We start from the raw sequence: 21,451 nt of genomic DNA, 5'->3' as shown, positions 1-21,451 counted from the left end.
TGTCAGGCCTGTTCTCTGGCGATTTTGGTAAAATCGACGGTCGGGGTTTCGGATTCGGCCGGTTGGGTCAGGTCTTCCATGGAACGGCCATAGGTCTCGGGCCCGAGCTGAATGCAGAAGGCGAAGACCGCATACATCGAGGCAGCGAGGCCGAAGACCCCGAGCATGCCGAGATTGTCGAAGAGGAAGCCCGCCAGGGTCGGCACGACCGAGCCTGCGGCCGAGCCGCTCGCCAGGATCAGCGCCACGCCGAAGCCGCGAATGCGGGTTGGATAGAGTTCGGGCGCATAGATCCAGATCGAGGTGTTGAGCAGCAGCACGAAGAACTGGAAGAGCGCGCCGAAGAACAGCACCAGATAGAGACTGTTCCCCAGACAGACGATGGCCAGGGCTGCCGCGCAGGCACAGACGGAGCCGATGCTCAAGACCCTCTTACGCGGGAAGTAATAACCGAACATCGAAGCGGTGATCGCCCCCAGCACGCTGCCGCTCTGGATGATCATGCTGAAGAGCAGGCTGCCGGAGAGCGTGTGGCCCATCGACATGAAGATCATCGGCATGAGGGTGAGCACGGAAAGCTGTGCCCCGTAGCTCATCAGGATCGCGATCGCCACGGGAATGGTGCGTCCGAGATAGGGTGCCTGGAACAGCTCCCGCCAGCTGCTTTTCGCAGGCTGGTCGCTGCCGTCTTCGGGTTTCGACAGATAGGCCTTGATCCGCAATTCCTTCGGGCGCAGCGAGCCTGAGGCCAGGATGGAGAGCACCTTGTTGGCTTCGTCGATCTTGCCCTGCGAGGCCAGGAAACGCGGTGTTTCCGGCACGTAGCGGCGGAAGAACACGACGAGGAAGGCCGGGATCGCCAGCACACCGAAAAGCCAGCGCCAGGCGTCGTCCCGCGCGAACAGGGTGAAGACCACGAGCCCGAAGGCGGGGGCGAGGAAGTTCCCGAAGCCGCCGGCGCCGACATTGACCAGGCCTGCCGCGGTGCCGCGGAATTTCGGCGAGCAGAACTCGGCAAGCATGGTGACGGCCGTGGAGATCTCGCCGCCGACTCCGAAACCGACGATGGCGCGCGCGATGCAGAGCACGCCGAAGCTCGGTGCAAGCGCGCAAAGCGCAGACCCGAGCGTGAACAACAGCAGATTGATGGTCAGCATGACGCGGCGGCCGTAGCGATCGCCGAGGATGCCGGAGAGGAGGCGACCCGCAGCCGCACTCGCGAAGGTAATGGTGTTCAGGAAACCGATGTCGGCGCCGGTGAGGCCCCATTGCGCCTTCAGCATCGGCGCGATCAGCCCGATGGTGTTCTGCTCGAAGGCGTCGAACAGACATCCGATCAGGATGAGTGCGAGAATCTGCTTGTGGGCCGTGGTGACGCCGATCGTCCCCAACGCCTGTTCCATCTGCTTTTGTACCGGCGACGATGCGCCGGATGGGATCATCTGTTCCCCTGCCATGGCGATTTAATCCTCTGGATGACGTTTTGAAATTATTTTTTCATAGTTAAACTCAAAGAAAATATTTTTGCAATTGGTATTTTTGTTTCTTGTTCAGGGCGCCGATTTGTAAGGATTTTGGGCGATGTGATTGTACAAGCGGTCAAAATCTCTTACTGCTCAGAGCGCCCTGAAAATGAGATTTCAGCTGTCTTGGCCATGCAGTCTACCGAGAGATCATTCCTGACCCGCGTGCGGGACGTCCTCGACGAGCTTCCGCCGGCCGAACGGCGGCTTGGGGAATTCGTATGTGATTTTCCCGGTGAACTGGCGAGCTACTCGGCATCGGAACTGGCGACCTTGGCCCATGTCTCCAATGCCACCGTGACGCGGTTCGTGCGCCGCCTGGGCTATGAGACCTACGAGGAATCGCGTCGCCACGTCCGCCAGGAGAGGCAGACCGGATCGCGGCTGTTTCTTTCCAGTGCGGCTGATGCTGTTGCCGGCCAGTCGCTTTCCAGCCATGTCGGCCAGGCCATCGCCAATCTGGAGCAGACCTTTCTGTCGATCCGCGAAGCCCAGATCGATGCGGTGGTGGATGCCATGCTCGGCGCGCGCAGGACCTGGGTCGTGGGTTTTCGCTCCAGCCAGCCCTTTGCCGCCTATCTGCAATGGCAGATGCTGCAGGTCATCGACAATATCGTCGCCATCCCCGGCCCGGGCCATACACTCGGCGAATATCTGGCGAGCATTGCAGCGGACGACGTGGTGGTGGTTTTCGCCTTGCGCCGCCGCATTGCCAAGCTGGACGATATCCTGGCCGCCATCGAGAGGAGGGGCGCCAAACTGCTCTACATCACCGATGAGGGCGCGCCTCTGCGCTCCTCGGCACAATGGCATTTTCATTGCCAGACCCTGGCGCCCGGCCCCTTGTTCAACCACACGTCGGTGATGGCGCTGTGCCATCTCATCACCACCCGCGCCATCGAGAAAGCCGGTGCCGCCGGGCGCAGGCGCCTGCGCGACATCGAAACCTTCGGGGATGCGCTCGAGGAACTCTAGCTGTGTCAGGAGGACCGGTGCCCAGAGCAGTGCAGTTGCCTTGGGAAAGACGCTCCGATTTGTCACAGCCGGGCTTGACCCGGCTATCCGGAAGCCATGTGCGCAAGCGGCCAAGACGCCGGATTACCGGGTCAAGCCCGGCAATGACAAAGCTCGCGCCAACTCAAAGATCCGTAGGTCAATTGCAGGGGTTCTAGGGGCGATATTGGAACCTGTTGCCGAGAAGGTCTCCTCTCCCGCGAATGGCTATTGCCTTTATACCATCCTACCTCCAGCATGAGGGCTCATCGGCACAGGGGGGCTGCATGTCGTTGCTCGGCGCGTTTCTGATCGGCGTGGTCGCGGGGCTGCGCACCTTCACCGCTCCTGCCGCCGTGAGCTGGGCGGCCTATCTGGGCTGGCTGCCGCTGGACGGCACGCCGCTGGCCTTCCTCGGCCATCCCGTCACAGCCTATGTCTTCACGGCGTTGGCCCTGCTGGAGTTCGTCGGCGACCAATTGCCCTCGACGCCCAGCCGCACGGTGCCGATGCAGTTCGGCGCCCGCCTCGTCAGCGGTGCCTTCAGCGGGGCTGCGATCGGATTGGCCGGCGGTTCCTGGCTGGTCGGGCTCGTCGCCGGCGTGGTCGGTGCCATCGTCGGCACGCTGGGCGGCCATGAGTTCCGCCGGCGCCTAGCACTTGCCTTTGGGCGCGACCTGCCGGCCGCCCTTGTCGAGGACGCCGTGGCGGTCCTCGGGGCGCTTCTGATCGTCAGGGCGCTGGTATGAGCACCGCGTTCGACGCCATCATCATCGGGGCCGGCCAGGCCGGACCGTCCCTGGCTGGCCGCTTCAGTTCGGCGGGGCAGCGTGTCGCCGTGGTCGAGCGCAAGCATGTCGGTGGAACCTGCGTCAATACCGGCTGCATGCCGACGAAGACCCTGGTGGCCAGCGCCTATGCCGCCCATCTCGCGCGCCGCGCCGACGATTATGGCGTGGTGCTGGGCGGCGGCGTCGGCATCGACATGAAGAAGGTCTGGGCCCGCAAGCAGGCGGTGACCATGAACGCGCGCACCGGGCTGGAGGACTGGCTCGGCGGCATGCCGGGCTGCAGGCTGATCCGGGGCCATGCCCGCTTCACCGGCCCTCATGAGATCGAGGTCGATGGCGAGCGGCTGAACGCGCCGAAAATCTTCCTTAATGTCGGCGGGCGGGCTCTGGTGCCCGACATGCCGGGGCTCGATGGCATCGATTATCTCACCAACACCTCGATCGTGGAGCTCGATACGCTGCCCGACCATCTCATCGTGATCGGCGGGAGCTATATCGCGCTCGAATTCGCGCAGATGTATCGCCGCTTCGGCTCTGAGGTCACGGTGATCGAGCGAGGACCACGCCTGACTTCGCGGGAGGACCCCGATATTTCCGATGCCATCCGCGACATCCTGGCCAAGGAAGGCATCGATATCCGCCTCGGGGCGACACAACTCGCCTTTGCTTGCGATGGCGGCGGGGTTGCCGTCACCGTGGCGGGGGAGGGGCAAAGTCCCATGCGGATATCGGGCTCGCATGTGCTTGTCGCCGTCGGCCGGGTTCCCAATACCGACGATCTCGGCCTGGACAAGGCCGGCGTGCACACCGATGAGCGCGGCTATGTCATCGTCGATGATGAGCTGCGCAGCAACGTCGAGGGCATCTGGGCGCTCGGCGATTGCAACGGCAAGGGCGCCTTCACCCATACCTCCTACAATGACTACGAGATCGTCGCCGCCAATCTGTTCGATGCCGATCCGCGCCGGGTCAGCGACCGCATCACCGCCTATGCCCTCTATATCGATCCGCCGCTCGGACGCATCGGGCAGACCGAGGAGGAGGTGCGCCGGTCCGGACGGAAGGCCCTGATCGGCAAGCGGCCGATGACGCGGGTCGGCCGGGCGGTCGAGAAGGGCGAGACGCAGGGCTTCATGAAGGTGATCGTCGATGCCGACAGCTATGCCATTCTCGGAGCGGCCATCCTCGGTGTCGGCGGTGACGAGGTCGTCCACGGCCTGCTCGACGGCATGTATGCCAAGGCGCCCTACACCACCATCCAGCGCGCCGTGCATATCCATCCGACCGTTTCGGAGCTCGTGCCGACCATGATCGGCGAGATGCAGCCGCTGGTGTAAGAGGGGAGCGTCATCCCGGACGCATCCACACAAGCTTTTGCTTGTGTGTGGCAGCACGTAGTGATGCGGTGCAGTCAGACCAAACCAAAGGTTTGGTCCGGGGACCGCTATGTGAAGCTGGTTCTGCATACGGTCCCGTGTCTGCGTCCCAGCATTTCATGCTGCGCCGCGCACGGGATGACCAAGCTCACCTAATCCCCCAGAGGTTCCATCTCCTTGCCGGCACGGCGGATCTGCACATTATATTTGATACGGCGCAGCGTCTCGCGGGCCGAGCCGCCGAGCTTGTAGCCGGTCGCTGTCGCCATCAGGTCGATCAGCGTCAGGAAGGCAAAGCGCAGGGCCGTGGGCTTGAGCGTGTCGGGGAATTCGGGCACGGCCACGGTCAGCCTCACGTCGCAGGCGCGGGCGAGATCGGTGTCGGGCGCGGTGACACAGATGGCGGTGGCCCGGTACTGGCGGGCGATCTCCACCGCCTCGACGACTTCGCGCGTGCGCCCGGTCGCCGAGATCGCGATCACCACGTCCCTCGGCTTCAGGGTCGAGGCCGTCATGCGCATGACATAGGGGTCGCAATGGGCCGATACCGCGACGCCATAGCGAAACAGGCGATATTGGGTTTCCTGCGCCAAGGCGGAGGCGCTGCCGCCCAGGCCGAAGACGGCGATCTGGCGGGCACCGGCGATCAGGTCGGCCGCCTTCTGCAGTTCAGCGGGATCGAGCTGGCGCTCGGTTTCCTGGATGGCACGATGGGCCTCACCGAATACGGCATTCCAGTACGGCAGTTCCGGGGCCTGGTAGCCGGCATTGGTGCCCGGCTTGCCGAGATAGAGCCCGCCAACCACTAGGCTCTGCGCCAGGCGCAGCTTGAAGTCCCTGACGCCCTCGCAGCCGATGGCGCGGCAGAAGCGAGTGACGGTGGGTTCGCTCACTCCGGCTCGCCTGGCAAGCTCGCCATTGGAGGCGGCGACGGCGGCCTCGACATCTTCGAGCACCACATCTGCGACGCGCCGCTCGGCCGGGCGGAGCTCGCGATAACCGTCCTTCACCAGGGAAATGATGTCCGGGATATGGGTCATGCGCTCGGAAGCGGCGCTGCCCGGCTCACTCGCCTTGCCGTGCCGGGACGCTCGCTTCCTGTCCTGGCTCATCAGGCGTTTCTCCCTGGGATTAAAGTGTGCACCGTCGCGGGACAGCGTGATCCATGTAGGAAAGTAACACAACCTTCATGTTGCAATAACACAAGATAATTCCGATAGATAGAAGGTATTTCGGTGCGCTGGTCCTGCAATGGTCCTACCATATGCTTGACACTAAAGTAGGATAGTTACACAGTGCCGACTGCGATGAGATGGCCCTTGAGGGCCACGGCGCATTCTCCGAGGGATGGAATGAAAACGGGGCTGGCATCACACCCGAAGCTTGCCGTGCGGGAGGCGAGCAAGGTCTATCACACCGCTTCGGGCAATCTCGTTGCGCTGGACCGCTGCAGCATCGACATTCAGGCCAACCAGATCGTCTCCATCGTCGGTCCCTCGGGCTGCGGCAAGACCACCTTGCTGTGGTCGATGTCGGGTCTTCACCGCCTCTCCAGCGGCGAGATCAGGCTGGACGGGAAAGCGATCACCGGCCCGCATCCCGATATCGGCCTCGTCTTCCAGGACGCCAACCTGCTGCCCTGGCGCAACCTCGACGCCAATATCGCCTTTCCCTTCGAGATCAAGGGCACCCGTCCCGACCGGGCCTGGATCGAGCATCTCCTGCAACGCGTCGGCCTTGCCGGCTTCGGAGGCAAGTTTCCGCGCGAGCTTTCCGGCGGCATGCAGCAACGGGCCTCCATCGTGCGTGCTCTAGCGCTCAAGCCTTCGGTCTTGCTGATGGACGAGCCCTTTGGTGCCCTCGACAGCTTCACGCGGGAGGAGATGAACAGGCTGGTGGAAGAGATCTGGCTGGATAGGCCGACAACCATCGTCTTCATCACCCACAGCATCGAGGAGGCCATCTTCCTCTCGGACCGGGTGATCGTGATGAGCGCCAGGCCCGGGCGGGTGGCAAGGGAATATCAGGTGCCCTTCGCGCGCCCGCGCTCCCTGGAGATCATGGCCACCAAGGAGGTCTTCGACCTGCAGAACGCCATCAAGCTGGACATCGTCGGCGGCCGCGCCAGCCAGACGCAGGCGCCGCTGCGCAGCGCCGTGGCCGCAAGCTGAGGATATCGCCGTGAGTGACGCCGTTCCCCAATTTTCCAAGGCGAAGTCCGGCGATGGCCGGGATGTCAGCCTCACCAATCTGTCGGCCTTTTCCTCCGGCCCCGGCATCAAGTCCGGCTTCGAGATTGCCGCGATCATCGCGGTCGCGGTGATCCTGATCGGCGGCGCGGAGGTGGCGCTCCGGCTGTTCAAGGTGCCGCTCTATATCATGCCGCCGCCGAGCGCGATCGCCACGGCGCTGTTTACCGAGTTTCCGCTGATCCTGCCGCATCTGGGCTATACGCTGGTGGAATTGGGTGGCGGCTTTGCCATCGGTGCCTGCATCGGCCTGATCCTTGCCGCTTTGATCACCCAATTTCCTTTCGCCGAGAAGATCATCGCGCCCTATATCCTGCTGCTGGTCACCACGCCGATGCTGGCCTTGGTGCCGCTGCTCATTCTGCGCTTCGGCTTCGGCTATACGCCGAGGATCATCGCGGTGGCGCTTGCCGCCGGCCCGATGGTGATGATCAACGCGGCGACCGGCTTCCGGCGGGTCGACAATGCCAAGATCGCGCTTGCCCGTTCCTATGGCGCCTCGACGCTGCAGATCTTCTGGAAGATCCGCGCACCGATGGCCCTGCCGATGATCCTGGTCGGCCTGATGATCGGCGCCATCTTCGGCCTGCTGACGGCTGTTGGCGCCGAGATGGTCGGTGGCGGCTTCGGGCTCGGCAACCGTCTGACCACCTATTCCTCCATGATCCAGATGCCGCAATTCTTCGCGGTGGTGCTGGTGCTCTCCATCCTCGGCATCCTGATCTACGTGCTGTTCTTCCTGATCGGCAAGAAATGGGCGAGTTGGGAAGCCTGAGCAGGAAAGCGGGCGATGGCAAAGCGTTAGAACGAACAAACCACACACCATTCGAACTGCCGGAAACAGGCGGGATGCAACCGGAGGAAAGCCGTGACGAAGAACGAGATCGTATCGACAATGCCGGGCATCAACCGGCGCTATTTCCTGCAGGTGGGTGCCGGCGGCCTGGTGACGGCGACGGCCCTCGGCGCCTCCGGCCTGCTGGCGCCGGCCCGTGCCGCAGCCTATGAGAAGTTCACCTGGATCTCGCCGCGCGGCACGCTGGAAGTGCTCGACGACTATCCCTATTGGGCGGCGAAGAAGGCCGGCTATTTCGGCGATCTTGCCACCGACATGCAGCCTGGCCCCTCCGACGGTACGGCGACGGTGAAATTCGTCGATGTCGGCCAGGCCGACATGGGGTTCCCGTCTCCGGGCGTATTCTCCTTCGCCATCCAGAACGGCATGAAGCTGAAATCCGTGTTCCATATGGGTGCGCGCGACACCTTCAGCTTTGCCTTCCGCAAGGGCGAGGGCACCAAGGATCTCAAGACGCTGGAAGGCAAGACCATCCTGCTCGGCTCGGCCGCCTGGCAGGCGATCACCGATCCGCTGCTCGCAGCCCAGGGCGTCGACGTCAAGAAGGTGAAATATGTCGAGGCTGGCTGGCCGACCTGGGGCACGGCACTGGCCGGCGGGCAGGGCGATGCCGCCCTGTCCTGGGAAGGGCTCAGGGCGGAATGGATCGCCAAGGGGCTCAGCTTCGACTACTGGCTCGGCGTCCAGCATTCGAAATTCCCGGCCAATACCTTCGTGGTGCGCAGCGCCGATCTCGAAGATCCCGACCGCAAGGCCTTCCTGGAGAAATATCTGCGCGGCTGGGCCATGGGCCTGGAATTCGGCTACCAGAACCCGCGCGCGGCGGTGGAGGCGGTGTTCGAGCAGTTCCCGACGCTCGCCAGCAATCTCGGCCCGGAACTCGGCACCACCTCGATCCTGCAGCAGGTCAACGTCTTCCGCGGCGACATGGACAAGCGCGGCGGCTGGGGCTGGCACGACATGGCGAGCTGGCAGGGTTTCTTCGACCAGATCCACAAGATCGGCCAGATCACCGCACCGGTGAAGGCGGAGGACGTGCTCACCAACGACCTGATCAAGCCGGCCAATGATTTCGACAAGGCCAAGGTCAAGGCCGACGCCGATGGCGCCAAGCTTTCGGACGGCTTTGCCAAGGTCGACGTCGAGAAGATCAAGGCGAACCTGTTCAACGGGGCGCTGTAGGGGGAATGTGGTTCACATAGGGAGGTAACGCTGCGATTTGTCATAGCCGGGCTTGACCCGGCTATCCAGGATCCCGCGAAGGGGCTGGATTGCCGGGTCAAGCCCGGCAATGACAAAGGTGGCGCAAGCTCCAGGACGCTCAAGTGAACTGCATCGGTCCTTTAGGGGTCGCTTTGCAAAGCTTTGAAATCCGGCGCGGATCCCGGTCTGCGTCGGACCATGTGATTGGCATTGGGGGAGGGCGCATGTCCGACAAGGTCAGGATTCTCGTGGTGGGGCTCGGCAATATGGGGGCCTCCCATGCCAGCGCCTATCATCGCAATGATGGCTTCGAGATCGTCGGCATCATGAGCCGTTCGATCAAGTCGAAGCCCGTGCCGGCCGAACTCGAAGACTATCCGCTGTTCGAGGATTACGAGACCGCGCTGAGGGAGACCCGGCCCGATGCGGTCTCCATCAATTCGTGGCCGAACACCCATGCCGACTACGCGCTGAAGGCGATCGAGGCCGGCTGCCATGTCTTCATGGAAAAGCCGATCGCCACGACGATCGAGGATGCGGAGAAGGTGGTCGCCGCCGCCCGCGCCAAGAACCGCAAGCTGGTGCTCGGCTATATCCTGCGCGTGCATCCGTCCTGGGTGAAGTTCATCGAAATGGGCCGGACCTTGGGCAAGCCCTTGGTGATGCGCCTCAATCTCAACCAGCAGAGCAGCGGTCCGGCCTGGCACTGGCACAAGAACCTGATCGATTCCCTGATCCCGATCGTCGATTGCGGCGTGCATTATGTCGATGTGATGTGCCAGCTCACCGGCGCCAGGCCGCTGCGCGTGCACGGCATCGGTGCCAAGCTCTGGCAGGAGGCGGCCCAGCAGAATTACGGCCACCTGCACGTCACCTTCGATGATGGCTCGGTCGGCTGGTATGAGGCCGGCTGGGGCCCGATGATGAGCGAGATCGCCTATTTCGTGAAGGATGTGATCGGGCCGGAAGGGGCGGTCTCCATCGTCGCCGGGCAGACCGAGAGCGCCAAGCAGGGTGAGGAACTTTCCGATTCCGCCGACATCGATCGCCACACCAAGACCGATGCCATCAAGATCCACTACGCCAAGGTCGACGCCGACAAGAACTTCGCCAAGCCGGACGAGATCTTCAGCATGGAGGACGAGCCGGGTCACCAGGAATTGTGCGACCGCGAGCAAGCTTATTTCCTCAAGGCCATCCGCGAGGATCTCGATCTCACCGAATCCATGGCGGCGGCGGTGAACAGCCTGCGCATCGTGCTGGCTGCCGAGCAGAGCATCCGGGAAAAGCGGGCGATCGAGCTGAGCTGACCGGCCCGGCGCGCGCGATTAGTGCGCGCCGTCCCTTCGATTTTCATCACCAAGGATTGATTGTCATGACGTCATTGCTGGAGACCTATGTCGAATCCGATGCGCTCGGCCTGGCCGCGCTCGTGCACAGAGGCGAGGTGTCGCCTGTCGAAGTGGCGGAAACCGCCATCACCGTGATCGAGCAGGTCAATCCGAAGCTCAACGCCGTCATCCACCGGCTCTACGACATCGGACGGGCAATGGCCGCCAAGGTCGACCGCAAGGCGGCTTTTGCCGGCGTTCCCTTCCTCGCCAAGGAACTCGCCAGTTCCTGGGAGGGCGCACCGCTCACCAATTCGTCGCGCTACCTGAAGGATCTGGTGGCCGAGAGCGATTCGGTATCGGTGCAGCGCATCAAGGCGGCCGGCCTGGTGCTGCTCGGCAAGTCGAATGCGCCCGAGAATGGCTGGTCGATCTCGACCGAGCCCAAGCTCTACGGCGCCACCATCAATCCCTGGAAGGAAGGCATCACCGCCGGCGGGTCGAGCGGCGGTACGGCGGCGGCCGTGGCCTCGCGCATGGTGCCGATCGGCGAGGCGAGCGATGGCGCCGGCTCCATCCGCGTTCCCGCCTCCTGCTGCGGTATCGTCGGCCTGAAGCCCTCGCGCGGCCGGGTAACCCTCGCTCCGGCGGGAGACTTCTGGTACGGCGGCGCCTATTTCCTCTGCCATTCGCGCAGCGTGCGCGATACGGCCGCCTATCTCGATGCCGTTGCCGGCGCCCTGCCGGGCGATCCCTATACGCCGCCGAGGCCGGCGCAGAGCTGGCTGGAACTGTCGAAGCGCGCGCCTGCGCGGTTGCGCATCGGCTACACCGTCACGCCGGCCAATGGCACGCCGATCGATCCCCAGGTGAAGGCGGCGGTGCTGGCGACGGCGAAGGTGCTGGAAGGTCTCGGCCATGTCGTCGAGGAACACGACATGGCCTTGGACGGCAATGACGCCTGGAAGACCTATACCCATATGTCTCCGGTCGAGACGGCCGCGATGTTCGACGGACTGGCCGGCGTGATCGGGCGTCCCGTCACCCGGGACGATGTCGAGCCGGTGACCTGGGCGGTGATCGAGCGCGGCCGGTCGATCAGCGGCGTGGAACATGCCCGCGATGTCTGGAAGCTGCGCGAACTCAGCCGCGCCATCGCCGAGGACCTTGCGCCCTACGACATCTTCATCACGCCGACCCTGACGCAATTGCCGCGTCCGATGGGTTATTACGACATGTCGATGACCGATCTCGACCAGTACAATGCCAGATGGACGGATGCGGTCTTCGCCTTCCCGTTCAATCTTTCCGGCCTGCCCGCGATCTCGCTGCCGCTGGGCTCGACGCCGGACAGCATTCCGATCGGTGTGCAACTGGTCGGGCGTTATGGCGACGAAGCGAGCGTGCTGGCGGTGTCGACGCAGCTGGAGCAGGCCATGCCCTGGAAAGACAGGCGCCCGGCTATCAGTGCGTGAGGTGATAGATGCCTTCTCCCCTTGTGGGAGAAGGTCCCGGCAGGGGGATGAGGGGTGTTGGCGCATAGGTCGGTGAGGCAGAGTTGCTCCCCTCATCCGTCATTGCATTCGTAATGCCACCTTCTCCCGCAAGGGGAGAAGGAAGCTCACCCGGCTGCCGCTAGTTCCTTGCGCAGAATGGCGCGCAGCTCGTCGATCAGCACCGGCTTGCCGCCGTCGTCATAATGCCAATAGGTCCAGCCATTGCAGGCGGGCAGGCCCTGGGCGAGGGCGCCGATCTTGTGGATCGATCCGACGATGTCGCCGAGCATGATCGAGCCGTCGACCCGCACGCGAGCCTGATGGCGGCCATTGGCATCGGTCAGGATGGCGCCGGGCTGCAGGAGCTGGCGTTCGATCACGTTGGCGAAGGGAATGCGCGGTTCGGAGCGTTTCTCGGCCGGTGCCAGCATGGCGGCATCGTCGACAGGCGCGGCGAGGGCGATGCGTTCGCGGGCATGGGCGATATAGGCCTGGTCGCGTTCGATGCCGACGAAGTGGCGGCCGAGCTTCTTGGCGACGGCGCCGGTGGTGCCCGAGCCGAAGAAGGGGTCGAGCACGACGTCGCCCGGCTTGGAGGCGGCGAGCAGGATGCGCCCCAGCAACGCCTCCGGCTTCTGGGTCGGATGGGCCTTGCGCCCCTCGTCGTCCTTGAGCCGTTCGGAGCCGGTGCACAGCGGAATCAGCCAGTCGGAGCGCATCTGCACATCCTCGTTGCCGGCCTTCAGCGCCTCGTAATTGAAGGTGTAGCGTGAGCGCTGGTCGCGCGAGGCCCAGATCAGGGTCTCATGCGCATTGGTGAAGCGCTTGCCGCGGAAATTCGGCATCGGGTTGGATTTGCGCCAGACGATGTCGTTGAGGATCCAGAAATCGAGATCCTGCAGGCTGGCGCCGACCCGGAAGATGTTGTGGTAGGAGCCGATCACCCACAGCGTGGCATCCGGCTTCATCACGCGCTTGACGGCGGCGAGCCAGGCCCTGGTGAAGTCGTCATACTCGCGCAGGGAGGCGAACTTGTCCCAGTCGTCATCGACGGCATCGACCATGGAATTGTCGGGCCGCTGAAGATCGCCGCCCAACTGAAGGTTATAGGGCGGATCGGCAAAGACGAGATCCACGCTTGCGGCTGGCAGGCGCTGCAACGCGGCAATACAATCGCCTTCGATGATGGTATCGAGCGGTAGAACCGCGCCCGCCACAAGCGACGAACGCGATTCTACACGCTTCAACCCAGGGCTCATCCGAAGCGCTTGGGCGGCTCCGGTACGCGAGATACTCATGGGGTACTCATACGCAACGCTTACTGACAACACGTTGGATCCTGGGCTGGTTTGGTAAATTCCGCGTTGCCGCCGCGATAAAAATTTCGTGCCGGAACGGGACGCTTGTGTCGTGGCCGAGCTTGCTTGTGATTGTCCGGGTTCTGCTCAAATTGATGACTTGACGCGGTTCAAATTGTCCGACCATTCTAGCCGCCGACCCTGGCACGGAAACTGCGCTGCCATCGGTCCGGGCCCGTCGGAACAAGGGCCCAAACGGGAGAGAAAAATGATCACGCGTCGTTCCTTGCTGCAGATCGCGGCCGGCAGTGCTGCGTTCACCGGCCTCGGGCTGGTGCCGGCCTATGCCGACCTGCCCAAGCTGAAGAAGAAGGATACTTACAAAGTCGGCTTTGCGCAGACGGAGAGCAACAATCCCTGGCGCCTTGCCCAGACCGCCAGCATGAAGGACGAGGCCCAGAAGCGGGGCTGGCAGCTCGTCTACACCGATGCCGCCGGCTCGGCCGCCAAGCAGGTTGCCGACGTACGCTCGATGATCGCCCAGAAGGTCGACGTCATCCTGCTGTCGCCGCGCGAGGAAAAGCCGCTGGTGCCGGCGGTGATGGAAGCCAAGAAGGCGGGCATCCCGCTCTTCCTCATCGATCGCGGCGTCGATGTGAATCTCGCCAAGGGCGGCAAGGATTATGTCGCCTTCATCGGCTCGGACTTCATCAAGGAAGGCGAGATGGCTGGCGAATATCTGGCCAAGGCCGTCAATGGCAAGGCCAAGATCATCGAATTGCAGGGCACGGTCGGCTCTTCTCCGGCCAATGACCGCAAGACGGGCTTCGAGAAGGCGATCAAGGCCTATCCCGACATAAAGATCATCGCCTCCCAGTCGGGTGACTTCGCTCGCGACAAGGGGCGCCAGGTCTTCGAGACGCTCTACCAGGCCCATCCCGACGCCACCGCCCTCTATTCGCATAATGACGAGATGACCATGGGCGCCATCGCCGCCATGGAGGCTGCCGGCAAGGTGCCGGGCAAGGACCTGATCCTCGCCTCGATCGACGGTACACGCGATGCGGCCCAGGCCGTTTCGGATGGCAAGATCCTCGTCCTGATCGAATGCAATCCGAAATTCGGTCCGGCCGCCTTCGATGCCATCGTCAAATATGCCGCCGGTGAAGCCGTAGCGCCGCGTCTCGTCAATACCGACCGGCTGTTCAACAAGGACAACATCGCTGCTTATCTGCCGGAATCCTATTGATCCGGTTGTTGTAAGGCACTGACCCCTGTCGCTGCCGGGCTTGGCTCCTTGCGGCTCGTCCACTTGGAGTTGGCGCGACCTTTGTCATTGCCGGGCCTGACCCGGCAATCCAGTCCCTGTTGCCCGATCGGCTGCGTGGCTTCTGGATAGCCGGGTCAAGCCCGGCTATGACAAAAGGGAGCGTTTCCTCCTTGAGTGGGCCGCATTGGGTCTCGATCGGCAATCCAGCTCTTCTTTTACGATGGAGAGCCTGGATGTCCGGATCGAGCCCGGACATGACAAAGATTGAGCCTATGCTCGATTGTTTACAATGATAGAGGCGGGTTTTGCCGCCATTATGAGCCGGAGACCGAATGGCAGCATCGTCTGCGCTTCTTTCCATGGAAGCCATCACCAAGAGCTTTGGCGGTGTCAAAGTCCTGCATGGCGCGACCCTCGAGATTGCTCCTGCCGAGGTCATGGCCTTGGTCGGCCAGAACGGGGCCGGCAAGTCGACCATGATCAAGATCCTCAACGGTGCTCATTCGCATGATGGCGGCACGATCACCTTTGGAGGGGCGCCCTGGCAGGCGAGCTCTCCGCAGCAGGCCCAGCGCCTGGGGGTGAGCACCATCTTCCAGGAACTCAACCTGATCGGCTATCGCTCGGTTGCCGAGAACATCTATCTCGGTCGCGAGCCCAAGCGTGCGGGCCTGTTTATCGACTGGAAGGCGATGAATGCCGGCGCGCGGGAACTGCTGGCCCGTTTTGACGTCAATATCGACGTTACCCAACCCTTGGGGGGATTCCCCACCGCCATCCAGCAGATGGTGGCGATCGCTCGCGCGGTATCCTTCAAGGCCCGCCTGGTGATCATGGACGAGCCGACCTCCTCCCTCGACGAGGCCGAAGTGGCGGTGCTGCTGCGCACCATCCGGCAATTGAAGAGCGATGGGGTCTCGGTGCTGTTCGTCACGCACAAGCTCGACGAGCTCTATGCGGTCTGCGACCGGGTGACCATCATGCGGGATGGGCGCACGGTCGCCGTTTCGGCCATGCAGGAGATGCCCAAGCTCACTCTGGTCACCACCATGCTTGGCAGAGCCCTGGCCGAGGTAATGGCCGGCCCCACCGCCGCTGAGCGCGACGAAGCGCCGTCACGCCGGGAGGAATTGCTCGGCGTGCGTTCGCTTGCGGTCGGTCGGCGGGTGAGCGACGCCACGCTTTCGATCGACAAGGGCGAGATTGTCGGACTGGCCGGCCTGCTCGGTTCGGGGCGGACCGAGACCGCTCGCGCCATCTTTGCCGCCGATCGCCGGGCCAAGGGAGAGATCGCCTTCGGCGGCGCCAGGACGGATTTCCGTTCGCCCGCCGAGGCCATCAAGGCCGGCATGGGTTTCTGCTCGGAGGATCGCAAGGTCGAGGGCATCATTCCCGACATGTCGGTTGCCGACAATCTCACTCTTGCGCTGATGCCTGCCCTCTCTCGCTCCGGCCGCTTCGACCTGGCCGAGCAGAGGCGGATCGTCGAGCGCTTCATCAAGGAAATCGGCATCAAATGCTCGAGCCCGGATCAGAAGATCCGCGAATTGTCCGGCGGCAACCAGCAAAAGGTCCTGCTCGCTCGCTGGCTGTGCATGAATCCCAAACTTCTCATTCTGGATGAACCCACCCGCGGCATCGATGTCGGTGCCAAGGCGGAAATTCTCAACCTGATCCGGCGCTTTTCCGCCGAGGGCCTCGGCGTGCTGGTGATTTCGTCCGAACTTGAGGAAATCATCGAGGCAGCGACCCGCGTCTTCGTGCTGCGCGACGGCTTGAGCGTGGCGGAACTGCGTCCGCCCGATATCAGCGAGGACAGCATCATGGCCGCCATGGCCCACGGCGCCAGCCCTGTCGCCGAAGAGACTGGAACGCCAGCCCACGGAAAACCCGGCCATGCGTGACGTTCCTGCGTTCCTGCAGCGCTACGGTGTCTTCATCGCGCTGCTGCTTCTGATCGGCTTCAATTTCGCCGTCACCCCCAATTTTGCCACCACCCAGACCTTGCTGCTCAACCTCACCCAGGTCTGCACCATCGTGATCGTCGGCATCGGCATGACGCTGGTGATCGCGACCGGCGGCATCGACCTGTCGGTCGGCTCGCTGATGGCGATCGCCGGTGCGCTGTCGCCGATGATCTTCATCGGCAAGCTCGTGGATTTTCCCAGCCTCTATGTCGCGATCGCCTTCGGTATCGTCATTCCGGTGCTGGTGGCCGGCCTGTTCGGCCTGTTCAATGGCTGGCTGATCACGCGCTACAACATCCAGCCGATCATCGCGACGCTGATCCTGTTCATCGCGGGCAGGGGGCTTGCCCAGGTCTCCACCAATGGTGACCTGCAGGTCTTCAAGGTCCCTGAATTCCAGGCGATCGCGCTCGGCAAGGTCCTGGGATTGCCGTTCCAGGTCTGGATCATGGCTGTTCTGGTGATCGCGGCCGCCTATGTGCTCAAGGGCACCGTCTTCGGCCGCCAGGTCCTGGCGGTCGGCGGCAATGAATCGGCGGCCCGGCTCGCCGGCGTGCCGGCGGCTCGGGTCAAGGTGCTGGTCTATTTCATCTGCGGGCTGTGCGCCGGCATCGCCGGCCTCATCGAGATCGCCATGAATTCGGCGGCCGATGCCAATCTGATCGGCATGGGCAAGGAACTCGATGCCATCGCCGCGGTGGCGGTGGGCGGCACCCTGCTTTCGGGCGGCCGGGCCACCATCGTCGGCACCCTGTTCGGAGCCCTGATCATCCAGCTGGTGCGCTATACCTTGCTTGCCAACGGCGTGCCGGATGCGGCGGCCCTCATTGCCAAGGCGGTGCTGATCGTGCTCGCCGTCTGGCTCCAGCGGCAGGGAACGGCGTGATGAAGAAATTCCAGTTCACGCCGGTGATCGGCGTCCTGCTCGCCCTCGTGCTGCTCGCGGCCTTCGGCGCCTGGCGCTATGACGGCTTCCTCGGCACCTACAACATCCAGACCGTGCTGCGCTACAACTCTATGTTCATGCTGGTGGCCCTCGGCATGTGCTTCGTGATCATGACCGGCGGCATCGACCTGTCGGTCGGCACCACCGCGGCGCTGGCGAGCGTGGTCTCCGCCTATCTCAGCTCCTATGGTCTCCTCGCCGGTGCGGCCGGCGGGCTTGCGGCGGGTGCGATCGTCGGCCTCATCAACGCTCTGATCATCACCCGTTTGAAGATACTGCCTTTCATCGCCACGCTGGCGACCATGCTGGCGGCGCAAGGAACAGCCTTGCTGCTGGCCAACAACCAGTCGGTTTCGGCTTCCTACGATACCGCCTTCACCGTGCTCGGGCAGGGCGATCTGCTCAGTTTCATGAGGCCCGAATGGGTGGATGCCGAAAATGCCGGCATTGCGGCCAACATTCTCGGCTTCATCCTGAGTTTCCCGACGCCCGCCTGGATCGCCTTGGCGGCCTATATCGTAGGGGCGGTGACCCTGAACTCCACCTCCTTCGGCCGACACGTGCTGGCGGTCGGCGGCGGCACGGAAGCCTCCCGTCTGATGGGTTTGCCGGTCAACCGCACCATCTTCGCTGTTTATGTGATCTCCGGCGTGACGGCCGGCATGGCTGGCGTGATCCTGGCCTCGCAATTCGGGGCGGGGCAGCCGATCGAAGGCATTGGCTGGGAGCTGATCGCCATTGCCTCGGTGGTGGTGGGCGGCACGCTGCTGACGGGCGGCAAGGGCTCCATTGGCGGCACGCTGGCCGGCGCCTTGCTGCTCGGCCTGATCTACACCATCCTCAATTTCGAGAACGGCATGGGCTGGATCTCGCTCTCGGCCTATTGGCAGTCGGTGGTGCGCGGCGCCTTCCTGCTGGTCGTCGTCATCCTGCAGGCCAAACTCATGCAGACCAAGCCTGCGCAGATCGCAAAATAGGAAAGTATCATGCTCAAGAACATCGATCCGTTGCTGAATGCCGATGTGCTCTATGCCCTCAGGGCGATGGGGCACGGCGATACGCTGGTGATCTGCGACACCAATTTCCCGGCCGACTCGGTTGCCCGCGAGACGGTGCTGGGCGATCTCCTGCGCATCGACGGCGTGACGGCGGCCCGTGCGGTCGAGGCCGTGCTGTCGGTCGTGCCGCTGGATACGTTCGTCGACGACTCGGCCCGCCGCATGGAGATCGTCGGCTCGCCCGACGAGATCCCGCCGGTGCAGCAGGAGGTGCAGGCGGCCATTGACAAGGCGGAAGGCAAGTCCTGGCCGATGACATCGATCGAGCGCATGGAATTCTACGAACACGCCAAGAAGGCCTATTGCGTAATCGCCACCGGCGAGCGCCGCTTCTATGGCTGCTTCATCTTCCGCAAGGGCGTGATTGCGCCGTAGGAGGTGTTGCACCCCTCATCCCCCTGCCGGGACCTCTAGTCAACTCAAGGGAGTTGACGGCACCCGCAAGGGGAGAAGGAGCCTTTGTGGGACAGGCCGCGCGATGTTGAAGCGGCCGGATGTGGCAAAAGCGAGCCCGATGAAATCCCTTCTCCCCTTGCGGGAGAAGGTGGCGGCAGCCGGATGAGGGGGACGCGCTGTCCCTCCTCTTCAAACCCGATAAGCCTTGAGCCTGCCAAACGTCAGGCGGTGGTGCGGACAGGGGCCGTGCGTGTCGATGGCGGCGGTATGTTCGGCGGTGCCGTAGCCCATATGACGCTCGAAGCCATAGAGCGGGTAGGTGGCCGCGAGCTTGATCATCAGGCGGTCGCGGGTGACCTTGGCGATGATCGAGGCGGCGGAGATGGCCGGTACCAAGGCGTCGCCGTCGACGATGGCGCGGGCTGGAAGCTGCAGGCCGTGCGGCACGTCCTTGCCGTCGATTTCCACCGACGAGGGGCGCAGGGACAGGCCCCTGACCGCCCGCCGCATGGCGTCGAGCGTGGCACCGCGGATGTTGAGCCGGTCGATCAAAGCCGGGCTCGAGAAGGCAACCGACACCGAAAGCGCCGACGCCATGATCTCCTGATAGAGCTCCTCGCGCCGTGCTGCGGTGATGACCTTGGAATCGGCCAGGCCGACGGGCACTCTGTCAGGATCAAGGATGACCGCGGCTGCCGAAACCGGGCCGGCCAGCGGTCCCCGGCCAGCCTCGTCGACGCCAGCGAGAAGAAGTTTTGTCATGAACTGGCGTTAGAAGATTCCCGCCGACAGGTCCAGCGCGGAGGATGGGTCGAAGCTGTACCGATACAATTCGTGACTTGCTTTGTATCTCTGCCGTGTCAAGTTGAGCCGCAATATTTCACGGCATGTTGCCGACAACGGTAGCTGGCGTCTGGGCAGATAGCGTTTGTTGCAGGGCGAGGTGGAATGCAAAAGAACGTGACCGATATCGAGGCAGTTGCGCCTTCTCAGGACCATCAACCCAAGAGCGAAGTGGCATCAACTCCGGCTCCGGCCAAGGCCGGCCTTGCCTCCGACAATGTTTTCGATCGTCTGGTGCATGACGAGGAGGATGTCGTTGGCCTCCTCGCGTTCTCCCTTTCCATGCAGAACAAGCGTGACTGGCTGGTGGCGTTCAAGAAGGAAGTCGGTCGTGACCCGACACCCCAGGAGCTCGCCGCCTATGACATCGGCGAGCGGATCGATCGTCGCCTGGCGACCTATCGAAAGCTCGCCGAGCACGCCTTGGCCGGCAATTCCTTCTGGGCCTCGGCCACCCTGACACCGGTGAGCGAATTGCCCGGCCCCACCGTGAGCGAGCCTTCTTCTGCCCCGGCCAAGCCGCAACGCTCGTCCTGGTTCGGCAACAGCAAGGGATGATTGCCGCCCGCTGTCGAGATGGCGGGCAACGCGACCGATGGACGAAAGAGTGGCCTGATCAGAACAGCGCCAATTGTTCGCCCATCCGCACCGGGCGGGTGAACAGGTCGGTGCGCAGTTTCAGCCGCCTGGCGTTGATGCCGAGCCGCGCGGCTGCCAGTTCGAAGCGCCGGCCGATCATCCAGGCATAGGGCCCGGTGCCGGACATGCGCAGGCCCCAGCGTGAATCATAGTCCTTGCCGTCGCGGCTCGAGCGCATCAGCGAGAAGACATGGTTCATGGCATCGGGGCGATGCTCGTTGAGCCAATCGCGCATCAGGCCCGAAATTTCCAGCGGCAGGCGCAGCATGACGTAACCCGCCTCGCGGGCACCAGCCGCACGGGCCGCCTCGAGGATGCGCTCGATCTCGGCATCGTTGATCTTGGGGATGATCGGCGCCACCATCACCGTCACGGGAATGCCGGCATCGGCCAATTGGCGCATGGCCTTCAGCCGCAGGGACGGCGTGGCCGCGCGCGGTTCGAGCGAGCGGGACAGCTTGGCGTCGAGGGTGGTTACCGACAAGGCGACCTTGACGAGGCCACGCCGGGCAAGACGCGCGAGAATGTCGATGTCGCGCGTGATCAGGCCCGATTTGGTGACGATGCCGACCGGATGGCTGGTTCTATCGAGAACCTCCAGGATGGAACGAGTGATGCCGCGCTGGCGCTCGATCGGCTGATAGGGATCGGTATTGGTGCCCATCGCGATGGTGCGCGGCTGGTAGTTCTTCGCCGCCAACTCCTTTTCCAAGAGGGACGCGGCATTCGGCTTGGCGAACAGCTTGGTCTCGAAGTCGAGCCCCGGCGAGAGGCCCATATGCGCGTGCGTCGGCCGGGCGAAGCAATAGACGCAACCATGTTCGCAACCGCGATAGGGGTTGATCGAACGGTCGAAGGAAATGTCCGGCGAGTCGTTGAAGGTGATGATCTTGCGGGCCTGCTCCTCCTGGATTTCGGTGCGCAGGGTCGGCAATTCCTCGATCGAGTTCCAGCCGTCATCCTCGATGAAGCGCGACAGCCCCTCGAAGCGCCCGCTGGCATTGGAGCCGGCGCCGCGTCCCCGCCGCCGCTCGATGTCGACAACGGTCGTGCCCACCGGCACCGCATCGGTGAGAGAGACCTTGCTTATCGGCACGCCCATGGCCGCCTCCGCGAATCAAATTTCTCTGTTCTCATTAGAACAAAAAGAGAACATTCGGGCAAGCGAAACCAAAATGCCAATCATTTGAGCAGGATCGTGCCTTCGCGCCCCTCA

The 21,451-nt window shown here is 63.4% G+C and carries 19 protein-coding genes; 14 read left to right on the top strand and 5 right to left on the bottom strand.

What is annotated here, in order from left to right; all coding sequences use genetic code 11:
• Positions 1–2: 2 nt before the first annotated feature.
• A complete protein-coding gene (locus tag ACIGJE_RS22775) occupies positions 3–1,457 on the bottom strand; it encodes an MFS transporter (RefSeq protein ID WP_415080581.1) in 1,455 nt (484 codons plus the stop codon).
• Positions 1,458–1,655: 198 nt separating this feature from the next.
• Between ACIGJE_RS22775 and ACIGJE_RS22770 the strand changes: the two genes are divergently transcribed.
• The 3 genes from ACIGJE_RS22770 (at position 1,656) to ACIGJE_RS22760 (ending at position 4,644) form a co-directional block, all read left to right on the top strand.
• Positions 1,656–2,498 (top strand): MurR/RpiR family transcriptional regulator, encoded by an 843-nt coding sequence (locus ACIGJE_RS22770; protein WP_367626636.1) that lies wholly within the window; start codon positions 1,656–1,658, stop codon positions 2,496–2,498.
• Positions 2,499–2,803: 305 nt separating this feature from the next.
• On the top strand, positions 2,804–3,265 hold the full coding sequence (locus tag ACIGJE_RS22765) for a DUF4126 family protein (protein WP_149251715.1): 462 nt from the start codon (positions 2,804–2,806) through the stop codon (positions 3,263–3,265).
• The gene (locus tag ACIGJE_RS22760; RefSeq protein ID WP_415080582.1) at positions 3,262–4,644 is read left to right on the top strand and encodes an FAD-containing oxidoreductase; all 1,383 of its coding nucleotides are present in this window, start codon (positions 3,262–3,264) and stop codon (positions 4,642–4,644) included. Before ACIGJE_RS22765 ends, ACIGJE_RS22760 begins: the two co-directional genes overlap by 4 nt.
• A 191-nt stretch (positions 4,645–4,835) precedes the next feature.
• Here ACIGJE_RS22760 and ACIGJE_RS22755 read toward each other — a convergent pair whose 3' ends face one another.
• On the bottom strand, positions 4,836–5,723 hold the full coding sequence (locus ACIGJE_RS22755) for a MurR/RpiR family transcriptional regulator (RefSeq protein WP_311942427.1): 888 nt from the start codon (positions 5,721–5,723) through the stop codon (positions 4,836–4,838).
• A 312-nt stretch (positions 5,724–6,035) separates the two neighbouring features.
• Here ACIGJE_RS22755 and ACIGJE_RS22750 point away from each other — a divergent pair, with 312 nt between their 5' ends.
• The 5 genes from ACIGJE_RS22750 (at position 6,036) to ACIGJE_RS22730 (ending at position 11,797) form a co-directional block, all read left to right on the top strand.
• Entirely contained in the window at positions 6,036–6,854 is an 819-nt protein-coding gene (locus tag ACIGJE_RS22750; RefSeq protein WP_415080583.1) for an ABC transporter ATP-binding protein, read from the top strand.
• A gap of 10 nt (positions 6,855–6,864) precedes the next feature.
• Entirely contained in the window at positions 6,865–7,707 is an 843-nt protein-coding gene (locus ACIGJE_RS22745) for an ABC transporter permease (protein ID WP_246683813.1), read from the top strand.
• Between the two features lie 120 nt (positions 7,708–7,827).
• The gene (locus ACIGJE_RS22740) at positions 7,828–8,970 is read left to right on the top strand and encodes an ABC transporter substrate-binding protein (RefSeq protein ID WP_415080733.1); all 1,143 of its coding nucleotides are present in this window, start codon (positions 7,828–7,830) and stop codon (positions 8,968–8,970) included.
• 245 nt (positions 8,971–9,215) lie between these two features.
• Complete coding sequence (locus tag ACIGJE_RS22735) at positions 9,216–10,301, top strand: Gfo/Idh/MocA family protein (protein ID WP_367626614.1); 1,086 nt, start codon at positions 9,216–9,218, stop codon at positions 10,299–10,301.
• Positions 10,302–10,366: 65 nt separating this feature from the next.
• Positions 10,367–11,797 carry an amidase gene (locus ACIGJE_RS22730; RefSeq protein WP_367626613.1) on the top strand — a complete coding sequence of 477 codons (1,431 nt, stop codon included), beginning with the start codon at positions 10,367–10,369 and terminating at the stop codon, positions 11,795–11,797.
• Between the two features lie 146 nt (positions 11,798–11,943).
• Here ACIGJE_RS22730 and ACIGJE_RS22725 read toward each other — a convergent pair whose 3' ends face one another.
• The gene (locus ACIGJE_RS22725) at positions 11,944–13,077 is read right to left on the bottom strand and encodes a site-specific DNA-methyltransferase (protein ID WP_311942435.1); all 1,134 of its coding nucleotides are present in this window, start codon (positions 13,075–13,077) and stop codon (positions 11,944–11,946) included.
• Between the two features lie 307 nt (positions 13,078–13,384).
• On the opposite strand from ACIGJE_RS22725, the gene ACIGJE_RS22720 reads away from it, so the two are divergent.
• The 5 genes from ACIGJE_RS22720 to ACIGJE_RS22700 all read left to right on the top strand — a co-directional run bounded on the left by ACIGJE_RS22720 (position 13,385) and on the right by ACIGJE_RS22700 (position 18,732).
• Complete coding sequence (locus tag ACIGJE_RS22720) at positions 13,385–14,365, top strand: ABC transporter substrate-binding protein (RefSeq protein ID WP_367626612.1); 981 nt, start codon at positions 13,385–13,387, stop codon at positions 14,363–14,365.
• A 353-nt stretch (positions 14,366–14,718) separates the two neighbouring features.
• Entirely contained in the window at positions 14,719–16,290 is a 1,572-nt protein-coding gene (locus ACIGJE_RS22715) for a sugar ABC transporter ATP-binding protein (RefSeq protein WP_415080604.1), read from the top strand.
• Positions 16,283–17,239: an ABC transporter permease gene (locus ACIGJE_RS22710; protein WP_483678737.1), complete on the top strand. Its 957-nt coding sequence runs from the start codon at positions 16,283–16,285 to the stop codon at positions 17,237–17,239. The genes ACIGJE_RS22715 and ACIGJE_RS22710 overlap by 8 nt, the downstream gene beginning before the upstream one ends.
• Complete coding sequence (locus ACIGJE_RS22705; protein WP_483678736.1) at positions 17,239–18,276, top strand: ABC transporter permease; 1,038 nt, start codon at positions 17,239–17,241, stop codon at positions 18,274–18,276. The genes ACIGJE_RS22710 and ACIGJE_RS22705 overlap by 1 nt, the downstream gene beginning before the upstream one ends.
• A 9-nt stretch (positions 18,277–18,285) precedes the next feature.
• The gene (locus ACIGJE_RS22700; protein ID WP_322433768.1) at positions 18,286–18,732 is read left to right on the top strand and encodes an RbsD/FucU family protein; all 447 of its coding nucleotides are present in this window, start codon (positions 18,286–18,288) and stop codon (positions 18,730–18,732) included.
• A 210-nt stretch (positions 18,733–18,942) separates the two neighbouring features.
• Here ACIGJE_RS22700 and ACIGJE_RS22695 read toward each other — a convergent pair whose 3' ends face one another.
• On the bottom strand, positions 18,943–19,515 hold the full coding sequence (locus tag ACIGJE_RS22695; protein WP_311942167.1) for a ribonuclease HII: 573 nt from the start codon (positions 19,513–19,515) through the stop codon (positions 18,943–18,945).
• Positions 19,516–19,701: 186 nt separating this feature from the next.
• Between ACIGJE_RS22695 and ACIGJE_RS22690 the strand changes: the two genes are divergently transcribed.
• The gene (locus tag ACIGJE_RS22690) at positions 19,702–20,154 is read left to right on the top strand and encodes a hypothetical protein (RefSeq protein ID WP_311942170.1); all 453 of its coding nucleotides are present in this window, start codon (positions 19,702–19,704) and stop codon (positions 20,152–20,154) included.
• Between the two features lie 58 nt (positions 20,155–20,212).
• Here ACIGJE_RS22690 and ACIGJE_RS22685 read toward each other — a convergent pair whose 3' ends face one another.
• Positions 20,213–21,337, bottom strand: a complete 1,125-nt coding sequence (locus ACIGJE_RS22685) for a PA0069 family radical SAM protein (RefSeq protein WP_415080608.1) — start codon at positions 21,335–21,337, stop codon at positions 20,213–20,215.
• Between the last annotated feature and the right edge of the window lie 114 nt (positions 21,338–21,451).

This window comes from Labrys sp. E2SS-1L, from assembly GCF_057073705.1.
The sequence above is the reverse complement of the archived record's forward strand: the minus strand, read 5'-3'. Positions and strand labels throughout refer to the sequence as shown.